Here is a 25,952-nt window from a genome sequence, read left to right as displayed (position 1 = left end):
TGCGACGGCAGCCGCAGCTTTCACAATCTGTCCCACGTGTTTCTTCCCTATCTATCTGTTCGGCTTGGCAAAACGTCGCCAATGGTCGGCCGCCACATTGTGCGGATTATGCCAACGAGTTCAAGGCGCGAACTGGCGCATCGCCTATGACTTTGGAATGAGGATAACCGCCGCTCCAGCAACAAAAAAAGCGCGGACTCCAAGGGGAGTCCGCGCCATTTTGCCAGCTTGAATAGGCGTCCGGCTACACGATCAGAATGTCGTGCGGATTGAGGACCACGCCGCTCTGCACGCTCGTCACCGCGATGGCCGACGCCTGCGTTCCATCGGCGCTGAAATACAGCGTCTGGTTGGCGGTATCGAAGTGGAATTCGGCCCCCGAGCCGGAGAACTGATCATCCCCCGACGTCTCGAAGATCGACGATACGTCCATCCCCGCGCTTAGCGCACCGCCGAAGCCGCTTGCGGAGATCGCGATGTGGTCGTGCTCGGTGGTGTTGTTGAAGTCGGTGATGATGCCGGGGCCATCCGACGATTGCAGGAACGCGAAGACGTCGTTACCGCTGCCCCCGGTCATGGTGTGGCTGCCGGAGTTGCCGATCAGCACGTCATTGCCCGCCCCGCCGTCGAGCGTTTCGGTGCCGTTGGTGGCGATCACGATGTCGTCGCCGGCGGTCCCGGTCAGCGTGGTTGCCGACGCGGCATTGTTGATGACGGTCGCCGTCGCCGTGCTGCTGGCAGACCCGTCGGACGACGTATAGCTGAATGTGCCGCCCGTGGTGGCGTCGTCGGTGAACAGCACGTCGGAGCCGCCATAGGCCGCGATGCCTCCGGTGCCCGAGCTGACGCCGCTGACGAACAGATGATCCGCCGTGTCGGGGTCGGTATCGTTCATCGCCAGCGCCCACGACGGGATGTCGACGACGCCGTTCGCATCGACGTCGGTGACGATAGTGTCGGCGACCGCGGTCGGCGCATCATTGGTGCCGACCAGTGTAACCGCGACCTCCTGCACGGTCGAGCCGCCATGGTCGTCCGCCACCGTGACCATGTAGCTCTGCGTCAAAGCCTGGCCCTGCGCCAGGAACTGGATATCGGAATTGTCGACCGTGTAGTGCCAGCCGACCGATCCCGTGCCTGACGCCTCCGTCACCGGATCGAGCGTGAAGGTTCCGACATAGCCTCCCTCCAGCGGCACGAAGCTGGCGGTGTGGGTGTCGCCGGTCTCGACATCGGCGAACGAGATTGCGCCGGAGGTCGATTCGGTCGGCGGATTGGTCGTCGCGGTGACGCTGACGGCATCGAGGATCATGCCGTTGCCGTCGCCGGCATAGGTGAACTGCAGCGACGTGCTCGATGCGGTCCCGTCCCCCGTGACCTCGAAGGCGTAGTGATGGAGTCCGATCGGAACGTCGCTGAGTGACAGCAGCGTCACGCCATCCCACGACACCGAGAACGGCGTGCTGGTGGCTTCCGGATCGCCGACGAGATCGAAGCTGAGGAAATAGCTCTGGCCCGGCGTGGTCGAGACGGCCTGCGTCAGGGATTCGAAGCTGGCGGTCGGCGACAGGAAAACCGAGTAATGGCCGAAGCTGCCGCCGAATTCGAGTTGCTGAACCTCGATATGCGAGCCGGTGGTGGTCCAGCCGGCCAAGGTGCCGGTCTCGAAATCGCCGTTGACGATGACGGGCGGGCCCGCATCCTCGGTCACCGCACCGCTCAGGCTTCCGCCGGTGACGGTCGGATTGTCGTTGGCACCGGCGATGTTGAAGGTCAGGGTCGTCGTGGTCTGGTGCCCCTGGCCATCATCGACCGTGAAGTTGAACTGGTCGGTGACATTGTCGCCATCCCGCAGGGGATCGATGGCCGCATTCGCGGTATAGGCGTAGGTGCCATCGGCATTGAGCACCAGGGTGCCGTAGGTGCCCGCCACGTCTGCGCCGACGTTGGAGGCGCTTCCGTTGACTTCCGTGATCGTCCGCACCGCGCTCAGATCGACTGAATGCTCGAAATCGGCGACCGTCCCGGCGGCGAGCACATTGCCGGCGTCCGCACCGGCACTGTCGAAGACATCGGCCGAAGCCGGGGTCACCACGACCGGATCCGACGCGCCGTCGATGGTGATCGTGACGGTCTGGGTCGAGCTCGTCGCACCGTCCATGACCGTGACATCATAGGTCACCGTCAACGTCTCGCCCGCGCTCAGGAAGTCCAGATCGCGATCCGGGATGCTGAACGACCAGTCGATGCCGCCGGATCCGGTCCCGGTCGAGTCGTGCAGCGCGGTTGCAAGGGCGGTCTGCAGGTCGGCGTAGGTCTCCGCCGGCAGGAAGTCCGGATTGGCGGACCAGACCGCGGTGTTCAGTGCAACGCTGACCGAGTGGGCGTCCGACAGGTCGACATCCGTGAAGTTCAACGTTCCGGTCGGCAGCGGGCTCGTCGTGTCCAACGTGCCCGAATCGGTCACGCCGGCCTGTTCGGCGAGCGATGCGGATCCAGCCCCGCTGGTGATCGTCACGGCATCGTTGGCGCCGGTGATGACGACCGAGACCGTCTGCGTCGAACTGGTCGAGCCGTCGCTGACCTTGACATCGTAGTTGACGGTGAGCGTTTCGCCGGCGGCAAGATAATCGAGATCGTGATCGGCGATCGCAAAATTCCAGTCGATGCTACCGGCGCCAGTTCCAGTCGAGTCGTGCAGCGTGGTCGTCAACGCGGCGGCGAGGTCCGCCTGCGTTGCGGCGGGCACGGTGGCCCCTGAAGTGGAGGCCAGCGTCACTGCAACCGTGTGCGTGTCGCCGGTGTCCTGATCGGTGAAACCGAGCGTGCCGGCCGGCACGGTCGGCGTGGTGTCGATCGCCGCCGAGCCGGTGGTATCCGCAAGCTCCGACACCGTGGAGGATTCAGCCCCGCTGGTGATGACGACGGGGTGATTGGTGCCGAGGATCGTGATGGTGACGTCCTGGGTGTCGGTTCCGCCGGACGGATCCTGGATGGTGACATGATAGACCAGCGTCAGCGTTTCGCCGCCGCCGAGGAAGCTGGCGTCGGCATTTGGCAGCGCGAAATTCCACGACACGTCGCCGAGCAGATGGCCGGTCGAATCCGGCGTGAGCTGCGTCATGAACGCCGCGAGCAAGGCGGCGTTGTCGAGCGGAATCGCACCACCACCCGAGCGGGTCGCCGAGACCGTGGTCGCCACGGTGTGGGTATCGAACAGATCGATGTCGCCGAACAGCAGATCGCCGCAGGCCGTGAGATCACCGGCGGGGCTGACGTTCTGGTCCTCGACGAGATGTGCCGCCTCCGGCGGCGACAGGAAGATCGGCTTGTCGTTGGTACCGACGACCGTCACCGTGACGGTCTGCGTCGAAATTCCGCCGGCGTGATCGTCGAGCTGGACCGTGTAGGTGATGTCGAGATGCTCGCCGGCCGCGAGGTAATCGAAGGCGAGGTCCGGCGCCGAGAACGTCGTGTTGATCGTGCCGGCGCTCGAGCCGGAAGTCTTGATGACGTTGTCGACATCGTAGAAGGACATCAGCTCGGCGGCGCCGAGCGAACCGGGCAGCAGGCCCGACGTGTTGCCCGTGGCGCTGGCGGCGATGACGGTCGCGGTGTGGCCCGTATTGGTGAGGTCGTCGTCGGTGAAGTTCAGCGCGACATGGACCGTGTCGGGCGAAATCGACAGTGTCTGGTCCGTCTGCTCGTTGACGGTCGCCACCGTCGTCATGTTGATGATCGGCTTGTCGTCGGTACCCGTGACCGTGACCTTGACCGTCTGGATCGCCGTACCGCCGTGGTTGTCCGACACCTTGATGTCGTAGGTCAGCACCAGCGACTGGTTCTTGGACAGGAAATCGAAGTCCTCATCGGGATCGCTGAACGTCCATTTCAGTGAGCCCGACCCATTGGAATCGCTGGTGATCTGCGACGTCATCGCGGTCTGGAAATGCGCCAGCGACGTTGCCGGGATGATGGATCCGCTCGACAGCACGGCGGAATGAAGCGTGGCCGCGGTCGTATGGGTATCGGTGCGATCGGAATCCTTGAAGCTCATCGTGCCGGACAATTGGTGCAGCACGATCGAGTCGTTGGTGTTGGCGAATTCCGCGAAGCTGCCCGACGCGGACGACGACGTAAAAACCGGATTGTGATTGGTCATGAAAAACCCCTGCATGCGGTGCGACATGCGCCGCAGCATTGCGCCGCGGCGAGACGAGGATCAGACTTGGAGTGCTCGCAAGCCGCGTTCGGCGGTCAGAAAATGATACTTGGCAAAAAGTGCCGGCGCGGCTGCGTTGTTGAAAACTAGCGGTGTCGCTTCTCAGTTTGATGACGTGTGGTTGCGGCCGCAGTCACACAACGGAATTTGGAAGCCGTCGACAAATTATCAGCGGGGGAGAATGGACCACGATCAGCAACCACAGCGATCATATGTCTGAGGTTGTGAAATCGTCAACATGAACGTGATTCACGTTGAACCTTCGGCGCGGCGCCTGAACTAAGACTAGGGTAATCAGGCCGACAACACGCGCGGGAACTCGCAACGTCCGCGCAAGCATGACGTTGCGCGATCGATGGAACCGCGTTGCTTGCGCGGATTCGATGCGAAAAAAATGCTGCAGGAACCGGGTGTTCCCCGGTCGGCGCCGACGAGGCTATTTGCCCTTCCAGTTCGGCGAGCGCTTGTTCAGGAAGGCGTCCATGCCCTCGCGGAAATCCTCACTCATATAGGCGCGCAGGATCAGATCCTCGCCCTCGTCGCGCGACAGCGTGCGGCGGATGCGGCGGACCGCTTCCTTGGTCACCTCGAGTGTGATCGGTGCGTGACCGGCAACGAGCTTGGCGGTCTCGTCGGCGCGGCGCTGCAGCGTCGCGACGTCGGGCACGATTTCGTTCAGGAGCCCGAGGGCGAGCGCTTCCGGCGCTTCGACGAGGCGGGCCTTGAAGATCAGGTCCTTGGTTCGCGCCGGACCGATCAGCGACACCAGCCGCGAGATGTTGGACATCGAAAGGCAGTTGCCGAGCGTCCGCGCGATCGGAAAGCCGATACGCGTCGCCTCGGTGCCGATGCGGATGTCGCAGCACGCGGCAATCCCGGCGCCGCCGCCGGTGCAGGCACCGGCGATCGCCGCGATCACGGGCACCCGGCACTGTTCGAGCGTGCCGAGCACGCGGTCGATCCGCGCCTCATAGTCGAGCGCGTCCTGCGCGGTCTTGAAGGCCCGGAACTGCGAGATGTCGGTGCCCGAAGCGAATGCCTTGTCGCCGGCCCCGGTCATGATCAGCGCCTTGATCGAGTGATCCTGGTTGATGCTCTCGCAGATCGACGCCATCTGCTCGTACATCGCGAAGGTCAGCGCGTTGCGGGCCTGCGGCCGGTTGAACGTGATGCGCGCGATTCCGTCCTCGACGGAATAGATCAGGTCCTCGGTCGATGTCGCGGGCGCGTTCATGTCTCGCTCTTTCTGTTCTCGGTTAGTTTGGGTTCAGGCGACGGCAGCCTTCGGCGCATCGGCAGCGGATCCCTTGAGGACGTCCATCGCCGCCAGCACGCCACCGCCGCGATGCGGCACCTTGGCGAGATCGAGACCCATCTCGACGCCGGACAGCGTGCCCATCAGCATCAGGTCATTGAAGTGGCCGATGTGCCCGATGCGGAACACCTTGCCCTTGACCTTGTTCAGGCCGGTGCCGAGCGACATGTCGAAATTCTCCAGCACGATCTTGCGGAAGTGGTCGGCGTCGTGGCCGTCCGGCACCCGCACCGCGGTCAGCGCCGGCGAGTGCGCGCCCTGCTCCTGGCACTGCGTCTCCAGGCCCCAGACCTTGATCGCGGCACGGGTCGCCTCGCTGTGGCGCTTGTGGCGGGCGAAGACTTTGTCGAGGCCCTCCTCCTCCAGCATCTTCACGGCCTCCTTCAGGCCGAACAGCAGGTTGGTCGCGGGCGTGTACGGCCAGGTGCCGGCCTTGTTGATGTTGATGACGTCCTGCCAGTCCCAGTAGGAGCGCATCGCGGGATTGGCCTTGGCCACCGCCAGCGCCTTCTCCGACACGGCGTTGAAGCCGAGGCCCGGCGGCAACATCAGCCCCTTCTGCGAGCCAGCGATCGAGATGTCGATGCCCCAGGCGTCGTGCTCGTATTCGAGCGAGCCGAGGCCCGAGATGGTGTCGACCATCAGCAGCGCCGGGTGCTTGACGGTGTCGAGGATCTTGCGCACGTCGAGCGGATAGGTGACGCAGGCGGTCGAGGTCTCGTTATGGACCATGCAGACGGCCTTGATCTTGTGCGCCTTGTCGGCGGACAGGCGGGCCTCGATCTGCTCGAGATCGGCGCCATGGCGCCAGTCGCCCGGAATGAAGTCGACGTCGAGCTTGAACTTGTCGGCGATGCCGCGCCACAGCACAGCGAACTGGCCGGTTTCGCACATCAGGACCTTGTCGCCCGGCTGCAGCGTGTTGACGATCGCGGCCTCCCAGGCGCCGGTCCCGGACGAGGGATAGATGATCACGGGCTGCTTGGTGCGGAACACGCGCTGCATCGCGGAAAGCACGGCAAAACCGATCTCGGCGAACTCGGGACCGCGATGATCCATGGTCGGCATGTCCATCGCCCGCAGCACCCGGTCCGGCACGTTGGTCGGTCCCGGAATCTGCAGAAAATGCCTTCCAGAGTGCACGGTCATGGGCGTCCTTCCCGGTCTTGCTTAAGGTCTTGCTTAAGGTCTTGCCTTAGGGTCTTTGGGGTCTCGTCGCGGCTTCACGAGCCGCTCGCATATCACTATTTCAACGGCTTGTCCCCCGCCCGGCGGGGGTCGTCAATGCGCAGAAAGCAGGGCTTCGCCTTGCCAAGCCGAGGACCGGCAGGCAAGAGAGGCCGGACAATGATTGGACCGATCGGATGGCGGCAGTGAAGGCCGAAAAATCGCAAGCTTCGGCTGCAGACAGCGCCCTTGCCGGCCGCCTCGGCCGGGAAATCACCGGGGACGTTTTCTTCGACGCCTTCAACCGCGGCCGCTACGCGACCGACGCCTCGTTCTACCAGATCATCCCGGCGGGCGTCGTCGTTCCCCGGACCATGGACGAGGCGCTGCGGACGCTCGCGATCGCCAGTGACGACGGCCGCATCGTCACCCCGCGGGGCGGCGGCACCTCGCAGTGCGGCCAGACCGTCAATCACGGCATCGTGGTCGACTTCTCGAAGCACTTGAACCGGATCATCTCGCTCGACGTCGAAAACCGCTCCTGCGTGGTCGAGCCGGGCATCGTGCTCGACGATCTCAACCGGCAGCTCAGGAAGCATGGCCTGTGGTTTCCGGTCGATGTCTCGACGGCCTCGCGCGCCACCATCGGCGGCATGGCCGGCAACAATTCCTGCGGCGGCCGCTCGCTGCGCTACGGCACGATGCGCGACAATACGCTGTCGATGGACGCAGCGCTCGCCGACGGCACGCTGCTGCATTTCGGCGAGGTGCCGCGCGATCTCACCCGGGTCAATTCCCCCGAAAGCGGATTGCAATTGTTCCGCGACATGCTCGATCTCGGCGAGCGCGAGGCGGCCGAGATCGCCGACAAATTCCCGAAAGTGCAGCGCCGGGTCGGCGGCTATAACCTCGACGCGCTGGTGCCGCGCAATGCGCCGAACAATCTGGCGCACCTTTTGGTCGGCTCGGAGGGGACGCTGGCCTTCACCACGCAGGTCGAGCTCAAGCTGTGGCCGGTGATCCGCAACAAGGCGCTCGGCGTCTGCCATTTCGGCAGCTTCTACGAGGCGATGGATGCAGCCCAGCATCTGGTCAAGTTGCGGCCGATCGCGGTCGAACTGGTCGATCGCACCATGATCGCGCTCGGCCGCGAGATCGCGATGTTCCAGCCGATCATCTCAGCCGCCGTGCGCGGCGATCCGGATGCGATCCTGGTGGTCGAGTTCGCCGAAGAAGACCAGGCCGACAATCTCGCACGGCTGAAGCAGCTCGGCGAATTGATGGCCGACCTCGGCTTCGGCTGGGACAAGCCACAGCGCAAATGGGGCGGCGTGGTCGAGGTGGTGGAGCCCGCGCTGCAGACCGGCATCGCCGATTTCCGCGCCGCCGGCCTCAACGTCATGATGTCGATGAAGCAGGAGGGCAAGCCGGTCTCCTTCGTCGAGGATTGCGCGGTGCCGCTGCCGCATCTTGCCGACTACACCGAGCGGCTCAACGCCATCTTCGCCAGGCACGGCACCCGCGGCACGATGTATGCGCACGCCTCGGAGGGCTGCCTGCATGTGCGCCCGGTGCTCAATCTGAAGCTGGAGAAGGACGTCAAGGCAATGCGCGCCATTGCCGAGGAGACGTTCGAGATGGTGCGCGAGTACAAAGGCTCGCATTCCGGCGAGCACGGCGACGGCCTGGTGCGCTCGGAATTCCACGAGACGATGTTCGGCGCGCGCATCGTCGCCGACTTCCGCGAGGTCAAGCAGCGCTTCGATCCCGCCAACACGCTCAACCCCGGCAAGATCGTCGACCCGCCCAAAATGGACGACCGCGCGCTGTTTCGCTATTCGCCGGACTATCGCGTCGTCGAGTTGAAGACCGTGCTCGACTGGTCGGCCTATCCCGGCGCCGGCGGCGGTTTTCAGGGCGCGGTCGAGATGTGCAACAACAACGGCGCCTGCCGCAAGCTCGAGGGCGGCGTGATGTGCCCGTCCTATCGCGCCACCCGCAACGAGAAGGACGTCACCCGCGGCCGCGCCAACACGCTGCGGCTCGCGATCTCCGGCCAGCTCGGTCCGGATGCGCTGGCCTCGGACGAGATGGCGGAGACACTGAAACTCTGCGTATCCTGCAAGGCCTGCCGCCATGAATGCCCGACCGGCGTCGACATGGCCAAGATGAAGATCGAAGTGCTGGCGGCCCGCGCCGCGAAGCATGGCCTGTCGCTGCGCGACCGGCTGGTCGGCTACCTGCCCCGCTACGTCGATCTTGCATCGCGCCTTGCACCGCTTGCCAACCTGCGCAACCACGTCCCGCTGCTGCGCGCGCTGCTGGAAAAACTCGCCGGCATCAGCGCCAGCCGCACGCTGCCGGCGTTTCGCCGCGACACGTTCCAGCCGGACGCCACCGCGTTCGGCCCGGCGGACGGCCGCGAAGTCGTGCTGTTCGCCGACACGTTCAACCGCGGCTATGAGCGCGAAAATCTCGATGCGGCGCTCGAAGTCCTCATCGCCGGCGGATATCGCGTGCATGTGCCCAAGCCGCTGGACGGTGCCCGGCCGCTGTGCTGCGGGCGCACGTTCCTGTCGGCCGGGCTGGTCGACGAGGCGCGCGCCGAGCTCGACCGGCTGGTTGAGGCCTACGCCCCGTTCGCGGCGCGTGGCGTGCCGATCGTCGGGCTCGAGCCGAGCTGCCTTCTGACGCTGCGCGACGAGTTGCTCTCGCTGCGATCTGACGAGACCGCCAAGAACGTCAGCGCGCACGCCCTGCTGTTCGAGGAGTTCCTGGTGCGCGAGGCGGAGGCCGGCCGCCTCAGCCTGCCGCTGGGCGCAATCGGGACGAAGGCGCTGGTCCACGGACATTGCCACCAAAAGTCCTTCGGCGCGTTCAAGCCGGTCGAGAAGGTGCTGCGCCTCGTGCCCGGTCTCGAGGTGAAGACCATCGAATCGAGCTGCTGCGGCATGGCCGGTGCCTTCGGCTATGGCGCCGAGACGTATCAGGCCTCGATCGAGATGGCCGAGCTGTCGCTGCTGCCGGCCGTGCGCGGCGCCGACCGCGACACGCTGATCGTGGCGGACGGCACCTCGTGCCGGCACCAGATCAAGGACGGCAGCGGGCGCACGCCGCTGCATGTCGCCAGTGTCTTGGCGATGAGCATCAAGTGTGCGACATCCGGTTCCGACACATCATCCCCGAACAAGGAAGAGGCCCATGGCTGAACTCACCCTCGACATCGCCCGCAAGATTCTGGATGCCGCGCTGGCAAAAGGGGTCGAGAAGAAGTTCAAGCCGCTGGTCATCACCATCCTCGACGCCCGCGGCGCGGTGAAGGTGACGGCGGCGCAGGACGGCACCAGCCTGATGCGGGCCGAGATCGCCCACGGCAAGGCCTATGGCGCGCTGGCGCTCGGGATGGGATCGCGGGCGCTGTTCCAGCGCGCGCAGGAGCAGGCCTATTTCATCGACGCGGTGAACACGCTGGCACAGGGCCGCATGGTGCCGGTGCCCGGCGGCGTCCTGATCCTCGACGGCAGCACCCTGCTCGGCGCGGTCGGCGTCAGCGGCGACACCTCGGACAATGACGAGATCTGCGCCCTCGCCGGCATCGAGGCCGCCGGCCTGAAAGCCAATCCCGGCTAGTCCTGCTGCGCGGCAAAGGTGCGTGCTGCCAAAACCACGAAAACAACCCCATGCAAAGTAGCAGGCGGCCGGCGGCCGCCTGAAAAGTCACTTGACGCGTCGGGCAACTCAGTAGTATTTTTTCATTATTCCGAAATTGCGCGTCCTTGGCTATTCGCCATCATCCGTGGCCGGACTGCCACACAACCTCGCCGCCCTGCATCGATCGCCGCCCGCTTGCTTGACTCGCTTGCGCAGCCTGTCCAGTCTTGTCGCCGGTAGTGCCGAAAGGCCAATCAAGGGAATACGGTGCGTCCTCGCGGACAATGCCGGAGCTGCCCCCGCAACTGTAAGCGGCGAGCCGACGACAATTGAGCCACTGGGTTCGTTCTTGAACCTGGGAAGGCGGTCGAAGGCGTCAACCCGCAAGCCAGGAAACCTTGCTACCGGTCGTGGTCATGTACTGACGCATTGGGCGGGGTGCCTCAACGCGTTGCAAAGCCGATTGGGATCTGCCGCATCAGGGGCGAAGGGCAGACACTCACGGTGAATGTATGTGACGGCTTGTTTTGTTTCGCCGTTGGTCACCACCGTGTTCATTTCAGACAATGTTGCCTTTCTCGTGCCGGCGCGGCTTACGGCGCCTTCCCGTTCGATCTCGCCCAAGCGGCGCTGGCTGTCCGGCTCGGCGGTGACGTTCGGGCTCATGTTCGCCTTGATCGACACATCACGCCCGGCGTCGGCGCAGAATTCGCCATCGCTCGAGCCGGTGATCGTCGCGCCGCCGACGCCGCGGGGCAGCACCGTCCGGCGCGCGGACGAAGGCCGGGGCCCGGCCAAGCGCACCAGGCGCACCGCACGCCCGGTTGCACCGAAACCGGCACTGCTGCCGGGGCCGGCCCCGCTCGATGCCGCGGCGCCGACACCGCTCAACGGCAACCTGACGGCCGGCAGCGCCAGCCTGCTCGGCCTGCCCATCCATGAAATGCCGGCGTCGGTCGAGATCGTCCGGCAGCAGCAAATGCAGGAGCAAGGATACCGCACCACCACGGAGACGGCGCAAGGCGCGGTCGGCGTGCTGTCGGGCGATGCGGCCGGCGCGCCCGCCGGCTTTGCGATGCGCGGCTTCACCTTCGGCGAAGTGACCACGCTGTACAACGGCATCTGGATCGGCCCGCAAAGCATCACCTCACGGGTGATGGACACGGCCGGCCTCGATCAGGTCGAATTCCTCAAGGGCCCCTCCTCGATCATGTCGGGGCTCGCGGCGATCGGCGGCTCCGTCAACTACGTCAGCAGGCAGCCGACCACCGGCCCGATCCGGAACGAGCTGGACGGCTCGATCGATACGCTCGGCACCTACCGGACCCATTTCGGCTCCGGCGGCAGCACGACGTTGCCGGGACTGGACTATCGCTTCGACGTCAGCTCGTCGAAGATCAACAGCTTCATCGACGACGACTACCAGAAGCTCAACAACGTGTCCGGGGCGCTGAACTATCGCGTCAACGAGTCGTTCAAGGTTTTCGGCGCCGTCGAATATCGCCGCGACGACGGCCGCGCCTATTGGGGCACGCCGCTGACGACGACCACGTTCTCCGGACCGTTCTCCACCCATGGCGTCGTCGCCGGCACCGCCACCAACACCTTCGACGGCTCCACCATCGGTCCCGTCACCGTCGACTCGCGAACGCTGAAGACGAACTACAACGTCGCCGACGATTCGACCGGCGCCCACGAGCTCTGGCTGCGCGGCGGATTCGAATGGGCCGTCAACGACAGCCTGACCGTCAGAAACCAGGCCTACGAATACGGCGCCAAGCGCCACTGGTTCGACAGCGAGACCTATGCCTTCAACACCGCGACGTCGATGATCGACCGCGACCGCTTCTTCGTCACGCACAAGCAGCGCGTCATTGGCGACAACACCGACGTCGTCTGGAACACGTCGTTCTTCGGCATGGAGAACCGGCTCGCCACCCAATTGTCGGTCAGCCGCAACGAGATTCAGTTCCAGCAAGAGGGCAATCCGGACACCTATCCCGCCGACTCGGTGGAGGTGATCAACCCCGCGCCCGGACTGTACGGCATTCCGCAGCCGAACATCCGCAACAGCCGGCTCGACGATGCCGCGATCTCGGTCGAGGACCGGCTCAAGATCACACCGATGCTGGCCCTGATCGGCGGCATCCGCGTCGAGGACCTGACGCTGTCGCGCGATGGCATGAATTTCGACGGCAGCATCCCGGCCGGTCAGCCCTTCACCAAGACCTGGAATCCGGTGTCATACCGTGCTGCGGTGACGCTCGAACCCGTCAAGGGCCTGCTGCTCTATGGCATGTACGCGACGGCCTACGATCCGGCGGCAGCCGGCATCTTCTCGGTCACGCCGGGCACGACGCTGGAACTGACCAGCGCCCGCATCTACGAGACCGGCCTCAAGATCATCACGGATGACAAGCGGGCCGAGGTGACCTTCGCGGCCTATGATATCCAGCGCAACAACGTCTACGTGGCATTGACCAACGCGGTCTCGACGCTGGCCGGTCAGGTCCATACCCAGGGCGTCGAGCTTGCCGCGGCAGCCCGGCCGATCGACAATGTCAAGCTCTGGGGCAATGTCGCCGTTACCCAATCGCGTTATGACGACTTCGACGTCTGGACCGGCAACACGCCGTCGAACATCGCGCCCGTGATCATCAATGCCGGCGCATCCTACCGCTTCAACGAGTGGCGCTGGCCGGTGGAATTCGGCGGGTCGATCCGCCATGTCGGGCAGCGCTTCCTGGCCGACGACAACCTCACCGCCATGCTGGCCTACACCACCGGCGACCTGTTCGCGTTCATCGATATTCCAGGCCGGGATTTGTGGTGGCAGGGACTGGACTCGATGCGCGTCCGCTTCCGCGTTCGCAACGTCACCAACGCGGTCTACGCGGCATGGTCCGATCCGGGCTATCCCGATCAGGTCTACCTCGGCGCACCACGAACCTTCGAGCTGTCCGCTTCGGCGAAATGGTGAGTGTGCGACGCGCCCCGGTTCTTCTGTTGCCGAACCGGGGCACGTGTTCACGCGTCTTTCCTCGCGCTGTCACGACCGTCGGAGGGATCGCCAAATTGTCGGCCGGGCAGCATGCCGAAGACGTGAGAACCGCAATCCGAGAGCCGGAATGCCTGCGTGAGGCTCGCGCCGGCAAGGAGATGTTTGCTGACCGGAACCAGTTGCTCTCCAATCAGGATTCCGAATAGACCCACAAGTGCGACTAGCGGCGGTGCGGGCGAGCGTACGCCAAGCAGGTCATAGATCACGCCGACGAGGATGCCTGCGCAAAGCGACAATAGGTAGACCTTCATGGTGACCCCTCTTGTGAGTGTCGTGGTCCGGATCGGGAGTGCACCTGCACGGCATTATCATCGAGGGCCGTAGAACGTCGGCGAAGCGCAATTGACGCGATCAGGAAGGCGACGAGCGCCATCGCAATCGATGCATAAGGCGTGGCCAGCAATCCCGGCCCTTTCACGAGTTGACCTCCGACAAAGGACCCGCTCGAGATGCCGAGATTGAATGCCGCGATGTTGATGCCAGAAGCGGTCGCGAGCGCATCGGGAGCAACCTGCTTCGCGGTCGCAAGGACGCCGGCCTGCATCACGGGAGGAATGGCGAATGCAAAGATGCCCCAGACCGCGATCACGGCGAAGGCCGCGGTCTCGTCGTGGATCGCCCACGGAATTGCGGCGAAGGAAACGATCAGTCCGCACAAGAGAAGCATCATCGCGCCACGCGTTCCGACAGCGTCGCTCAGCCTTCCGCCCGCCAGATTCCCGACGAAGGTCGCTGCGCCGAACAGCAGCAACGCAATGTTGACCGCCGGCTTCGACGCGCCGGACACATCAGTCAGAAGCGGCGACAGAAACGTGAAAACCACAAAGCTGCTGCCGAACCCGATTGCCGTGAGCAGGTACATGGCAGCGAGCCGGCGGTGCCCGAGAATGCTCAATTGCACTGCAAGCGAGACGGCCGGCCTGTCGGAGATGTCTCGCGGAAGCAGCCAGACCAGGCCCAGCACCGCGACCATTCCGAGACCCGCTATGATGAGAAACGGTGTCCGCCAGCCGAAAAGCTGGCCGACCCACGAACCGAGCGGCACACCGATGACCATCGCGACGGTGAGCCCTCCCATCATCACGGCGATCGCACTTCCCGACCTGGACTTGGCGACCAGAGAGGTGGCGCAGGCGGCGCCTACCCCGAAGAAGACACCGTGCGCGACGGCCATGACGATGCGTGACAGCAACAGCCCGGTATAGCCAGGGGCGGCAGCGGCAGCCAGATTGCAGGCCGTGAACACCATCATCAGCCCGATCGCCAGTTCTCGCCGCGGTAGCGTGCCGGTCAGAGCGGAGAAAACCGGCGTCCCGAGCGTGATCGAGAGCGCATACAGGCTGACCAGAAGGCCGGCCGTCGGGATCGACACGCTCAGGTCTCGCGCGATGTCCGGAATAAGGCCCACGACCACAAACTCGGTCGTACCGATTGCGAAGGTCGCAACGGCCAGAGCATAGAGAGCAAATGGCACGGCGATCGGCCTCCCATCCAATGCAACCCGCTCACCCCTCACTTCTTGGTGGGATCATCCGCCGGGTCCTCATAGATCGTGTCGGTGGGGCCGGAGCCGGTGATGAGGACGACCACCGGCTCGGTGCCGGTCATCGCGAAATGCGGCGCGTTCGAGGGTTCGGTGTATACCGAACCGACCGGAAGCGTCTTGAGCTTGGCTTTGTCGAACTCCATGCCATAGCCGAAGTGCCATGTGCCCTGCAGCACGGTCGCTACCCGCTCGCCTGCATGGTGATGCGCCGGGATCTGCGCGCCGGCTCCGACCCTGAGCAGCTGGGCATAGACCCCCGGCTTGGATGCGTCGCCAAGAATCGTCACCACCTGGACCTTGGCATTGCCGGAGCCGCCGGCGCCACCGGTCGGCGCGATCTCCGCAAGTTCGGATAGCGTCCTGGCATAGTCCGGAAGCCGGGGCGGCTGGGCCGCCGCCGGGCCGGCAAGCAAGAGCGCAGCGACGACAAGAAGCGTTTGGTTCCGGTGCATGGCTGATCCTTTCCTACTGGCGAATTGCCTGTCGAACTTCAGGGCGTTGGTTTGGGGTGTGGATACTCGAGCAACTCCAACGTCACGCCGTCGGGGCCGCGCACGTAGACGAGCCGAAGCCCGGCGCGATCGCCCGACCGCACAAGCTGCACATCGCTGAGGGCGTGCCAGCCCGCCGCGCCGATCCGCGCCAGCAAGGCATCGATGTTGACGACACGGTAGGCCACGTGCACCGAGCCGACGTCGCAGGACCGCGGCGTCAACCGCCGGCGATCGTCGGGAGAGTAGTATTCCAGCAGCTCGATCAGGTGTCCGGGCCCCCTGACCATGGCGATGCGGGCCGCGGCCGACTTCACGCCGACAAGATGCTCCAGGAAAGAGTCCTTGCCGAAATCCCAGGTGTAGATGTGCTCAAAGCCCATCACGCCGCTCCAGAACGCCAGCGCGCTGTCGAGCGAGGCGACCGTTATACCGGTATGCTCGGTGCTCTCGATACGAAATGCAGGACCGCCTTCGATCATGGCTACCGAGCTCCGGCGATCCGATGCCAGAACCGGTCCAGCTGCTCGCAGATGAAATCGGCTTTCTCTTCGAACACCCAGTGTCCGCATTCCTCGATGACGCCGCCCTCGGCGCGGTCGGAGAGCGCTCTGGCGCTGTCGAAACAATGCGAGCCAAACGAGCCGCGGCCACCCCAGCCCATCACCGGGATCGGCAGCTTCGTCCTGGCGAACTCGGCGAGTTGCGCGGCTTTCTCGGGAATGAAAGCGTAGTGATTGAGGCTGGCCCTCAGATTTCCGGGCTGTCTCATCTGAGTGACGTAGCGCTGTACCTCGTCTTCGCTGATCGCGTCCGGATTGTAGGCAAAGTCGCGGAAGAAATGCCGCAGATACTGCTCCTCCCTGCCTTCGATCAGGAAGCGCGCCACATCCATGTTGGCATGCATGGCAAGATGCCAGTACGGCACGCGCGGATCGACATAGCCGGGATAATCGAGCCCGAAGAACGGCGTCTCAATCGTGGCCAACGACAGCGCGCGATGACCCGCCATGTAGGCAAGCGCGACCGAAGGCGGACCGCCGAGGTCGTGGCTGAGAATGTGGAATCGCTCCGCCTTCTCGGCATCCGCGAGTTCGAGCAAATCTTGCGCGATGGTGGCCGGCATGTAGTCGGCGTACGGCTTGTCGCTGTCGGCGTAGCCGCGCAGATCGGGCGCCACGAACCTGTAGCCGGGGATCGACTCGAAGATCGGCAGGAACTCGCGGTGATTTTGCGGCCAGCCGTGCAGGCACAACACGACAGGGCCAGAGCCCGACGTCACGTAGTGCAGCACCACTCCGTTCACCAGCGCACGCTTGCTCGTCATCTCGATATTTGCCATCGCCAATCACCACATGTGTCCAGGGCAATCGCCACTACACGGCACTCCGCTTGCTCATCGAAGCGAGCGAGAGGCAGTTCCTGCCGGAAGGAGTTGGTCGTCCAAACCTGACTACCGGCGACCGGCCGGCACCGGTGTCATTTCAGGAAGTCGGTCACCAGCTTGATGGTCGCATCCGGATTTTCCTCGATGAGCCAATGCCCGGCATTCGGCACCACCGCGCCCTGCACGTTTGTGGCGGCGGCGCGCATCACGACTGCCATGGTCGGACCGAAGGATTTCGCACCACCGACCGCCAGCACCGGCATCGTCAGCGGGCCCTTGGTCAGAAAAGCCTTGTTGTCGACTGCGTCCTGATCGAAGGCCTTGAACTGCTCGAAGCCGGAATGCATTGCGCCCGGTTTGGCATAAAGCCTTGCATAGTGTTCTCGAGAGGCTTCGTCGAACTTCTTTGGATCAGCCGAGAACTCGTTCCAGAATCGGTCGAGATAGATCCGCTCGCGGCCCTTGACGAGCCGCTCCATGTCGGGCCCGCCAAACCGGAAATGCCACAACAGCGGGTTCTTCAGGACTTCTTCCCACGGCCCCACTCCCGGCAACGGCGCATCCATCAGGATGAACTTGGTCACGCGGTCGGGATGCTCCGCGGCGAAGGCGTAGCCGACCATGTTGCCGATGTCGTGGGTGACGAGATCGACCTTGTCGATCTTGAGGGCGTCGAGCACGCCGGCGACATCACCGCCTTGCGTCTTCTTGTCGTAACCACCTTCGGGATGCGACGACAGGCCCATGCCGCGCAGATCGGGTACCACCACCGTGTGGTTCGCGGCCAGCTTCACGGCAAGCGGTTCCCACATGTCGCCGGTCTCGCCGAAGCCATGTAACAGAACCACCGCGGAGCCCCTGCCGCCGACCCGCACAAAGATCTGCGTGCCGTTGGCGGGGATCGTCTCGGACTTGAAACTCGTGGGGAAGGGCTGAACCTGCGCCGCGACCGGCGTCGCGTACAGCGTTACGGCCAGCGCCGCGGCAACGGAGGCTCTCTTCATGTCGATCTCCCGCGTACTCACTCGCGGGAGGGAAAATGCGATGGCAGGATGCGCCGCTCAATTGCACCTTGGTGTCGGCGATACCTTGGTATCAGCGGACACGAAGCAACCTAGTGGGACTGGCGAATGGGGCCGAGCTTTGCGGCGATATTGACGAGGTCCGCGAAAGACGTCGCGTTCATCTTTCGCATCACGCGGCCACGGTGCGCCTTCACCGTGATTTCGCTGATGCCGAGCTCGAAGCCGACCTGCTTGTTCATGAGTCCGCCGACGATCAAGGTCATCACCTCACGCTCACGATTGCTGAGCGCGGCGAACCGATTGTGCAGCGCCAGCGCTTCATCTTCGAGCCGAAGCGCGGCCGCGCTTCTTACGAGGGCATTCTCGATCGCGCCCAGCAGCACGTCCTCACCGAAGGGTTTGGTCAGGAATTCGACGGCTCCGGCCTTCATGACCTGGACGGACGTCGGGACGTCGCCGTACCCGGTAATGAAGATGATCGGCATGTCGGGCCGCTCCGCGGCTACGCGCTTCTGCAACTCGAGGCCGTTCAGCCCCGGCAGGCGAACATCGAGGATCAGGCAACTCGGGACGCGCACGCGTGGATGCGACAGAAACTCCTGCGCCGTTTTGAACGTTCTGGCTTGCCAGCCGGCGTTGCCGATCAGCAATTCGACAGACTCGCGCACGGAGATGTCGTCGTCGACCACGAATACGATGGGATTGCTGTCCGACATGGCGAAGGCTCGATTGATCAACACACTCCGAAGGCGGCATTGAGAGCGCCGAGCAGGGCCGCGTCGCTGAACGGCTTGGACAGGCACTCCACGGCGCCGAGTTCCAGCACGCTGGCCCTGATTTTATCGTTTCCTTGAGCCGTAATGAAGACCACCGGAATGTTGCAGCTGCGCCGGATTAGTTCCCTGTGCAACTCGGGACCGGTCATTCCCGGCATGGCGACATCGAGGATCAGGCAGTTCGTCTGATCCAGGTACTGGGATGCAAGGAACTCTTCGGCAGACGAAAACGCCCGAGCCGAATAGCCGAACTCTTTCAACAGGTCGGGAAGCGATTCTCGCACAGACTCGTCGTCATCGACGACCGAAACAAGCGGATGCGCGATCATCATTCATTCCTCAAGATGTCCCCGCCAGGCGCCTCGTTGCCGTCACTTCCATCGATGCCGGCCGCACCTTCAGTTAATCGCGGGATCGAAAACCGGAACGTAGCGCCCGGACCGTCCTTATTCAGCTCGGCCCACAGCCGGCCGTGATGATTTGCGATGATCGACCGGCTGACCGACAGCCCGATGCCCATTCCATCGCCTTTGGTGGTGTGAAACGCATCGAATAGCCTTTCCATGGCGTCGGGATCGAATCCCGCCCCCGAATCCCGCACACTCAGGCGGACCCAATTGCCTTCGCCGCGCTCGGTCTCGATTACGAGTTCTCTTGGCCGGTCGTCGATGGCGCTCATCGCGTCCGCGGCGTTCTGCAAGAGGTTCAGGATGACTTGCTGCAGCTGCACCCGGTCGCCCATGATCAACGGCAAGGCTTCGGCCAACTCTGTCCGCAGGCGAATGGCGTCGCGGCGAAGCCTTGCCAGCACCAGCGCCACGACTTCGTTAGTTGCGGCATTCAGGTTTATCGGCCGGAATACCGGGGCTCGTCCACTGAACAGCGACCGCAAACGCACGATGATCTCGGAGGCGCGATTGCCGTCACGAATCGTCCGCCGCACGGTTTCGCGAGCGCCGGCGATATTGGGAGGATCCGCAGCGAGCATGCGCAGGCAGGTATTCGCATTGGTCAGAATGCCGGAGAGCGGCTGGTTGACCTCATGCGCGATGGATGCGGTGAGCTCGCCCATCGTGATGACACGCGCCATATGAGCCAGCTTGCCTTGCGTATCCCGTAACTCTTCTTCCGCTCGCTTGCGGTCTTCAATGTCGGTGTTGACGCCGAACCATTTGATGACCGCACCTGCCTCGTCGCGCAACGGATTGGCGCGAAGCAGAAACCATCGATACGTGCCGTCGAAGCGGCGCAAGCGCGCTTCCTTTTCGCCGGCCTGCCGCGCTGCCCTGATTGACCGCCATGCCTCGTTGAGACCACTCCGATCCTCAGGATGGACTGCGTCGGTCCATCCCCAACCTTCCGACTGTTCGGAGCTGAGGCCAGCGTAATTCAGGAAGTGCTGATTGAAGAAATCGGCCCAACCATCCGGACGCGCGGACCACACCTGTCCCGGAATCGTGCTGATGATCAGCCGGAGATTGCGTTCGCTGGCGCGCAATGCCTCTTCGGCACGCTTGCGGTCTTCGATGTCGATCTGCAGCACGCACCAGCGCACAATACGTCCCTGGCTATCCCGCAGGGGAAAGCCTTTGACATGGAACCAGCGATAGATACCGTCGCTGCGGCGATGACGGCTTTCGACTTCATACGACTGGCCGGCCCCTACTCCACGCCGCCAGACTTCGATCGTGTGGTCGAGATCGGCGGGATGAACGACATCGGTCGTCTTCCAGTGCTTCAGCTCCTCGACCGGCAATCCGAAGTACTCGAGGACCGCCTGATTGACAGCCTCGACCTCCCCAGCGGGCGTCATGATGGCTGTTGGGGTAGCGATTGCGTCCACCACCAGTTGAATATCGAGCTCCCGAAGGCGTTGAGACTGCACCATCCGGCGGAGTTCGGCGATCTCCTTGCTCAACTCGAAATTGGCAGCCTTCTGATCGACAATATCGGCGGCGCGCTTTCGGTCGCTCGACAGCCAGCTCCGCTGCAGACCAATCAAGGCCTGGTTCGCGGCAACATGCAAAAGCAGACTCTCCGTCTCTTCGGGAAAGTTCATCCGGCGCGATGCCGCCACAAAGACCGCAGTGTCATCCTGCATCGTCAGCCGCTGAGGGAAAATGGATATGCCGATGCCGTTAACGGCAATACGGGCGTTGGAGTGCCATCTCTGCAGATCGGCGCCCAACCAGTCCCTTAGGGCCCTGCTGATCTCCTGCAGACCAACTGCGCGATGCTGGCCTCGCGGGCTGCGCTCCATTTCGACCGGTTCGCGGCTGATCGGATCCTTGAAGCGGAGGTAGACAAAATCCAGTGCCAGCGCATCCACGAGAATGTCGAGCACCTCCGGCAAGTCGTCGAGCGAGGCAGCTCGCAACGCGAGTATTCTCGTGGCGCCGCCGACAAAGCGCCCAAAGCGCTCCGCATCCGCGGGATTTTCACCATTGACCAACATTTCAACCCGGGCCCAGGACAGAGAGGTCGAGTCAGTCTGTGAACCTATCCGGTGATGGTGAGGCTACCGAGCCCGTTTCGCGCCGCACAACGCAGCGATCGGGATTCTCTCGCGGCCAGCCATCGCTCAAACACATAACGTAGCCCGGCTGGGCGACGAAGCTCAATTACACCAAGGTGTCAGCCGGTTCGCGCCCGTCGCTTCGGCGAAATGGTGAATGCACGACGCTGGAGCGGGATCAGTCCTGGTTGAACCGGCGCTGCCGGTTCGCTGCTCCGGACCAACCTGATTGGTTCTGGAGCGCGTCCTCATGAGTCTCCGACGCATGGTCGTTCCTTTCGGCTTGTCGGAGATCAGCGCGACGCGAGCCGCCCCTCACCGCGGATTGCGTCGGGGTTCCTTGCCTCACTGGAACCTCTGCAACCTCTGATAAAGGGGTTTACGGATTGTCGGTTGTAAATTAAACAAATAGGACTTTTTACCACCATCGATTTCGAACCAACACCGGACAGTTAAGTGTCCCGGGCATTTCAAACATCAGCGGCCACCCATCAAGGCCGCACTGGAAAGTATTGCAATGGGCGCGATTTTCACAGACTCGGCAACCAATGACACCAATTCATCAGCACCTGACTACTCGTTTTCCCTGGCCAACGAATTATTGTTTGGCACCTTTCAGCTGATTCAATCGACTTCGTCTTCGCAGATCTACTCCATAACCAGTGCAGGGAATGCGACGTTTGTCCTCAACGGCAGTTTTCCGGCCAGCGGACAACAACTGATTACATCGGCGTCCGGATTGGGCTCCACCATCACAAATATCCAGGGTAGTGCGCAAACCATCCCGTTCGGCTCGAGCCCTTCAAGCTGGTTCCAAAGTGTTATGGGAGCGGCAGGTGCGGCGTACACGATCGCCGATACGGGCATCACCTACAATGCAGAACTTATTGGAAACGGTGGTGCGAACGAGCTTCGGCCGGGTACCACGGGTGGTTCGACTTACTTCGAAGCCGGAGCGGGCGCAGATTTTGTAGACGGCACTGGAACTCTTCGCCTCTACTACGGCGATTTTCAGGTCGGCGAACGCATCAACGTCAATACAGTCGAGGTGAAGCTCGCAACAAATCCAGGCGCAACAAACGACGTCGATTTTTCAGGAGCGGACATAAATTTCCAGACCCTCCGCTACGTCCCGAGCTACCATGACAACGTCTGGTTCGGCGATCAGGTAACTTTTCTGGATAATGGCAGCGGCGGAGGTCTGGCGGGGACGCACTCCCTGGCGGTTCAAGGAAGCATCGATACAGATACACATTCCCAGGATGTTGCGGTTGATAAGCTGATCATAAATGGGGCCTATAACGCCGATTACTCAGGCATCTCCTTCACCCATTGGACGCCGGGCGTCGATACCGTAACCATCAATACTGCCGGCGGCAGCTTTTTTACCGTCCATACCACTAATCAAAGCGAAACTATCAACGTCAAAGGTTCGGGCGGAAATATCTTCGCCGGGGCCGGCGACGACACGATTGTCTTTAGCACGACCACGACGTGCGGCCTTGACGGCGGCACCGGGGCAAACACGGTCAAAACGCAGGCCGCAAATGTCACGTTCAACAATCTCGCGAACGTTCAAAACCTTGTTTTCGACACCGGCAATTCGACGGTGAATGTCTACGCGACTGACGTCGCAGCGGGCAATTTCCACAACATCACTGGCAGCGCGGACGTCGATACGCTGGTCGTAACCCATGGCGGAAATGGCCTTGTCGGTGGACCTGTGGATCTGTCGTCGCTGGTTTTCAATGGTTGGAACGACAGCGTCGACACGATCACCATTATCGGCGGAGATGGCCAGCTAACAGGGACCAACCATTCCGATCACATCAAAGGAGCAGGTGGACATGGGGTCATCAATGGCGGGGCAGGCGCCGACTTTCTTTTTGGTGGAGCGGGTGCAGACACATTCGTATTCGATGCCACCGCACTCGGCGATGCCAAAGCGGCAACGCCGCTGATCGATCACATACAGGATTACGATCAGACCGGATCTTCCGGTCTCGGACCTTATTACGACTTCGGCGAAGGCGATCAGATCGATCTGTCGACAATCCTGGGCTCGGCCTATAATCACGGCGGCGGCCAAGCCGTTGGCGCTCTGGTTCATGCTTTTGTCGCCGGGACTTCTGTCGACCTTCAAGTCGATCCCGACGGCACAGCAAACGGGACGCAATGGACGACCATTGCTCACCTCGATGGCCTGCTCAAAGGCTATACCGTCAACGTCATCCTCGATCCAAGCCAGACAGCGGGCGTAAACATCAGCGTCACGGGCCCGCTGCCGAACGACTTCAACGAGGACGGCGGAAGCGATATCGTGTGGCGCAACGACAATGGCGCGGCGTCGATCTGGGACTCGGCCTCGATCAACAACGCGCACACGATCTCGAGCGCGGGAGTGGTGCCCAATAGCTGGCACGTCGCCGGCAGCGGCGACTTCGCGGACGATGGCAAGAGCGATCTTCTCTGGCGCAACGACGACGGCTCAGTGTCGATCTGGAACAACGGTTCGATCGGTGGCGCGCATGTCGTCGCTGGTGCGGGCGTCGTCAGCACCAGTTGGCACATCGCCGGCATCGGCGACTTCGACGGCAACGGCCATTCGGATATCCTGTGGCGCAACGATAACGGTGCGGTGTCGATCTGGAACAACGGCGACATCGCGCAGGCCCACGTTATCTCGGGCGCGGGCACCGTTGCCTCGAGCTGGCATATCCAGGGCGTCGCCGATTTCAACGGCGATGGTCACGCCGATATCCTGTGGCGCAACGACAACGGCGCAACCTCGATCTGGGACTCGGGCTCGATCAACAACGCCCACGTCATCGCCAGCGCAGGCGTAGTGCCCAGCAGCTGGCACATCGCCGGCACAGGCGACTTCGCAGGCGACGGTCATGCCGACATCCTGTGGCGCAACGACAATGGCGCGGTGTCGATCTGGGATAACGGCACGCTGGCCGGCGCGCATGTCGTCGCCAACGCGGGCGTCGTCCCCTCAAGCTGGCATATCGAGACGACCGGCGACTTTGCCGGCGACGGCAAGGACGATATTCTCTGGGGCAACGACAACGGCGCCGTGTCGATCTGGAATAACGGCGACATCGCGCAGGCGCATGTCGTCTCGGCTGCCGGCGCCGTCCCCACCAGCTGGCACATCCAGCACCAGCAGTACGATCTCGTGTAGCCTGCCTCGCTGTCCGGGGAACCGAACCCTTTCAGCGAGCCAGGCAATCGCCGTTTGCGGCTATGGGCCGGCCTTGACCACCTGCGGCACTTTCCAGCTGCCGTCGATGATCGAAGGTGGCGTGTCCTTTGGCCAGTACATGCGCAGCATCAGGACGAAATCGCCCTTTGGCGCCGGTAGCCAGTTCGATTCCTTGTCGGCGCCCGGCGACTCGGTCTGGAAGTAGAGCGTCAGCGAGCCGTCCGGGTTGAACTTCGGATTGTCGCGCATGCTGACGGTGAACCTGTTCAGCGGGTTGGGAACGAACCACCAGCCCTGGTCGATCATGTACATGGTGAACGACCAGAAGCCGTTGACGGGCGGCGTCGCACCCTTTGCAAATGTCAGCGTGTACTTGTTTGCACCGCTCAGCTTCTGCCCCGTCGAGTCCTTCTCCGTATTCGGATAGACCGCGTCACGCTCCTGATTGGCGGGCCAACCGAAGGCCGCCACCACCGCGCGCTTCATGTAGTCGGACGGGCCGTAGGTGCCGAGACCTTTCGTGATCGACCAGCCGTCGACGATCCCGCCGAGGTTCTCCTTGTTGGCCTCGATTTTTTTCAGGGCGGTCGTGGGAATGTCTTTCAGCGCCGCTTGTACAGCCGGATCGAGCTTGCTCATCTCGAACGGCTTGCCGGGCACGATGCCGATCTTCGCCATGCTCGCGAGCATCGGCGCATCCGCCGCCGGCGCGGGCGCAGTTGCCGCCATCAGCTTGGCCATCAGGTTGAAGTATCCCTCGGTTCCCATGGCGAGAATGACCGACTGGGGCTTGTCGGTCATGCTGAATCCCGGATTGGGATTCACAGGCGGCGCGACCGGCGTGTACGGCTTGCCCCAGGCCGAAAGCGGCGTGATCTTGTATTGCGCCTGCAGCGCGTTGACAGCCTTGTAGTCAGCCTCGGTGCCGTCGGCGTAGGTGCGGCCGAGAATGACCATGTAATTCGTTGCCATCGGGAAGTGCTTCATGTCCGCAGGCACTTCGCCTTTCCAGCCCGGGCCGGTGAAGAGGTAGTTGGCAGCCTTGCCGCTGGCCGTCCGCTTGCTCGGCGAGTGCTCGGAATCAGACATCCACAGATCGGTGATCTCAAAGAGATAGAAGCGATCGCCCATATCCGGATGGCTGAATACCTGCGGCTCGGTGAGGTCGAGCCAGGCGACGGAATACAGCGTGTCGGCGTTGGGCGCGGAGACGCCGCGGTAGTCCGCGGGCGGATAACGGGGAACGTTGACGAACTGACCGGTGGGACTTGTGAACCCCTCGACCTTCGGCACGTTGCTCATCTGTACGCGGGTAACCTCGGTCGTGATCAACGAATAGCCGTAGACATAGGCATCGGTGGCGATCTGCTGCGCTTCGGCGGGCGATACGGATTGCGCGTTTGCCGGTGCAGTCGCGGTGAAGCAGGTCAATAAGGAAAGGGTCGCGGCGAACAGAGAACGTCGATCAATCGCATTCATGATGCACTCTCTTTGCTTTTGTGGATTGAAAGCCCGTGCCGGTAATTAGCTCCGCTGAGAAACGCGAAGCAGATCAAGCTAACGACGGCGCGGATGAAACTAGATTGAT

At 63.0% G+C, this 25,952-nt stretch carries 18 protein-coding genes and 1 riboswitch; of the genes, 4 read left to right on the top strand and 14 right to left on the bottom strand.

The window, feature by feature from the left end; translation table 11 throughout:
• Window positions 1–244 precede the first annotated feature (244 nt).
• The 3 genes from JQ633_RS32275 to JQ633_RS32265 all read right to left on the bottom strand — a co-directional run bounded on the left by JQ633_RS32275 (window position 245) and on the right by JQ633_RS32265 (window position 6,686).
• Window positions 245–4,162: a beta strand repeat-containing protein gene (locus JQ633_RS32275; protein ID WP_211989838.1), complete on the bottom strand. Its 3,918-nt coding sequence runs from the start codon at window positions 4,160–4,162 to the stop codon at window positions 245–247.
• Between the two features lie 496 nt (window positions 4,163–4,658).
• Complete coding sequence (locus JQ633_RS32270) at window positions 4,659–5,456, bottom strand: enoyl-CoA hydratase/isomerase family protein (protein ID WP_211989836.1); 798 nt, start codon at window positions 5,454–5,456, stop codon at window positions 4,659–4,661.
• Between the two features lie 33 nt (window positions 5,457–5,489).
• Window positions 5,490–6,686 (bottom strand): pyridoxal-phosphate-dependent aminotransferase family protein, encoded by a 1,197-nt coding sequence (locus tag JQ633_RS32265; protein ID WP_211989834.1) that lies wholly within the window; start codon window positions 6,684–6,686, stop codon window positions 5,490–5,492.
• A 215-nt stretch (window positions 6,687–6,901) separates the two neighbouring features.
• On the opposite strand from JQ633_RS32265, the gene JQ633_RS32260 reads away from it, so the two are divergent.
• Both JQ633_RS32260 and JQ633_RS32255 read left to right on the top strand, forming a co-directional pair.
• Window positions 6,902–9,913, top strand: a complete 3,012-nt coding sequence (locus JQ633_RS32260) for an FAD-binding and (Fe-S)-binding domain-containing protein (RefSeq protein WP_211989832.1) — start codon at window positions 6,902–6,904, stop codon at window positions 9,911–9,913.
• Window positions 9,906–10,334 (top strand): GlcG/HbpS family heme-binding protein, encoded by a 429-nt coding sequence (locus JQ633_RS32255; protein ID WP_211989830.1) that lies wholly within the window; start codon window positions 9,906–9,908, stop codon window positions 10,332–10,334. Before JQ633_RS32260 ends, JQ633_RS32255 begins: the two co-directional genes overlap by 8 nt.
• A gap of 241 nt (window positions 10,335–10,575) precedes the next feature.
• Window positions 10,576–10,775, top strand: a riboswitch (cobalamin riboswitch).
• On the opposite strand, the gene JQ633_RS32250 is transcribed toward JQ633_RS32255, so the two are convergent.
• Entirely contained in the window at window positions 10,770–11,021 is a 252-nt protein-coding gene (locus JQ633_RS32250) for a hypothetical protein (RefSeq protein WP_211989829.1), read from the bottom strand. It overlaps the preceding riboswitch by 6 nt.
• Between JQ633_RS32250 and JQ633_RS32245 the strand changes: the two genes are divergently transcribed.
• A complete protein-coding gene (locus JQ633_RS32245; protein ID WP_249159814.1) occupies window positions 11,020–13,335 on the top strand; it encodes a TonB-dependent receptor in 2,316 nt (771 codons plus the stop codon). The genes JQ633_RS32250 and JQ633_RS32245 overlap by 2 nt on opposite strands.
• Before the next feature lie 47 nt (window positions 13,336–13,382).
• Here the strand turns inward: JQ633_RS32245 and JQ633_RS32240 are convergent, their stop codons facing one another.
• From JQ633_RS32240 to JQ633_RS32200, 9 genes are all read right to left on the bottom strand, one after another.
• Window positions 13,383–13,667 (bottom strand): XapX domain-containing protein, encoded by a 285-nt coding sequence (locus JQ633_RS32240; RefSeq protein ID WP_211989827.1) that lies wholly within the window; start codon window positions 13,665–13,667, stop codon window positions 13,383–13,385.
• Window positions 13,664–14,890 (bottom strand): MFS transporter, encoded by a 1,227-nt coding sequence (locus tag JQ633_RS32235; protein WP_349631648.1) that lies wholly within the window; start codon window positions 14,888–14,890, stop codon window positions 13,664–13,666. The genes JQ633_RS32240 and JQ633_RS32235 overlap by 4 nt, the downstream gene beginning before the upstream one ends.
• A 38-nt stretch (window positions 14,891–14,928) precedes the next feature.
• Window positions 14,929–15,414 (bottom strand): cupin domain-containing protein, encoded by a 486-nt coding sequence (locus JQ633_RS32230; RefSeq protein WP_211989826.1) that lies wholly within the window; start codon window positions 15,412–15,414, stop codon window positions 14,929–14,931.
• 38 nt (window positions 15,415–15,452) lie between these two features.
• Window positions 15,453–15,935 carry a VOC family protein gene (locus JQ633_RS32225; protein ID WP_211989825.1) on the bottom strand — a complete coding sequence of 161 codons (483 nt, stop codon included), beginning with the start codon at window positions 15,933–15,935 and terminating at the stop codon, window positions 15,453–15,455.
• A gap of 2 nt (window positions 15,936–15,937) precedes the next feature.
• A complete protein-coding gene (locus tag JQ633_RS32220) occupies window positions 15,938–16,795 on the bottom strand; it encodes an alpha/beta fold hydrolase (RefSeq protein ID WP_211989824.1) in 858 nt (285 codons plus the stop codon).
• 137 nt (window positions 16,796–16,932) lie between these two features.
• Window positions 16,933–17,844: an alpha/beta fold hydrolase gene (locus JQ633_RS32215; RefSeq protein WP_211989823.1), complete on the bottom strand. Its 912-nt coding sequence runs from the start codon at window positions 17,842–17,844 to the stop codon at window positions 16,933–16,935.
• 110 nt (window positions 17,845–17,954) lie between these two features.
• Window positions 17,955–18,581, bottom strand: coding sequence for a response regulator transcription factor (locus tag JQ633_RS32210; RefSeq protein WP_211989822.1), 627 nt, complete (start codon window positions 18,579–18,581; stop codon window positions 17,955–17,957).
• Between the two features lie 17 nt (window positions 18,582–18,598).
• The gene (locus JQ633_RS32205) at window positions 18,599–18,973 is read right to left on the bottom strand and encodes a response regulator (protein WP_211989821.1); all 375 of its coding nucleotides are present in this window, start codon (window positions 18,971–18,973) and stop codon (window positions 18,599–18,601) included.
• The gene (locus JQ633_RS32200; RefSeq protein ID WP_211989816.1) at window positions 18,970–21,096 is read right to left on the bottom strand and encodes a PAS domain-containing sensor histidine kinase; all 2,127 of its coding nucleotides are present in this window, start codon (window positions 21,094–21,096) and stop codon (window positions 18,970–18,972) included. The genes JQ633_RS32205 and JQ633_RS32200 overlap by 4 nt, the downstream gene beginning before the upstream one ends.
• A 577-nt stretch (window positions 21,097–21,673) precedes the next feature.
• On the opposite strand from JQ633_RS32200, the gene JQ633_RS32195 reads away from it, so the two are divergent.
• Window positions 21,674–24,343, top strand: a complete 2,670-nt coding sequence (locus tag JQ633_RS32195) for a beta strand repeat-containing protein (RefSeq protein ID WP_211989815.1) — start codon at window positions 21,674–21,676, stop codon at window positions 24,341–24,343.
• Between the two features lie 60 nt (window positions 24,344–24,403).
• Here the strand turns inward: JQ633_RS32195 and JQ633_RS32190 are convergent, their stop codons facing one another.
• The gene (locus tag JQ633_RS32190) at window positions 24,404–25,843 is read right to left on the bottom strand and encodes a DUF1254 domain-containing protein (RefSeq protein ID WP_211989814.1); all 1,440 of its coding nucleotides are present in this window, start codon (window positions 25,841–25,843) and stop codon (window positions 24,404–24,406) included.
• Between the last annotated feature and the right edge of the window lie 109 nt (window positions 25,844–25,952).

It is taken from the genome of Bradyrhizobium tropiciagri (assembly GCF_018130505.1).
In the GTDB taxonomy this organism is placed as follows: Bacteria; Pseudomonadota; Alphaproteobacteria; order Rhizobiales; family Xanthobacteraceae; genus Bradyrhizobium; species Bradyrhizobium tropiciagri_B.
The sequence above is the reverse complement of the archived record's forward strand: the minus strand, read 5'-3'. Positions and strand labels throughout refer to the sequence as shown.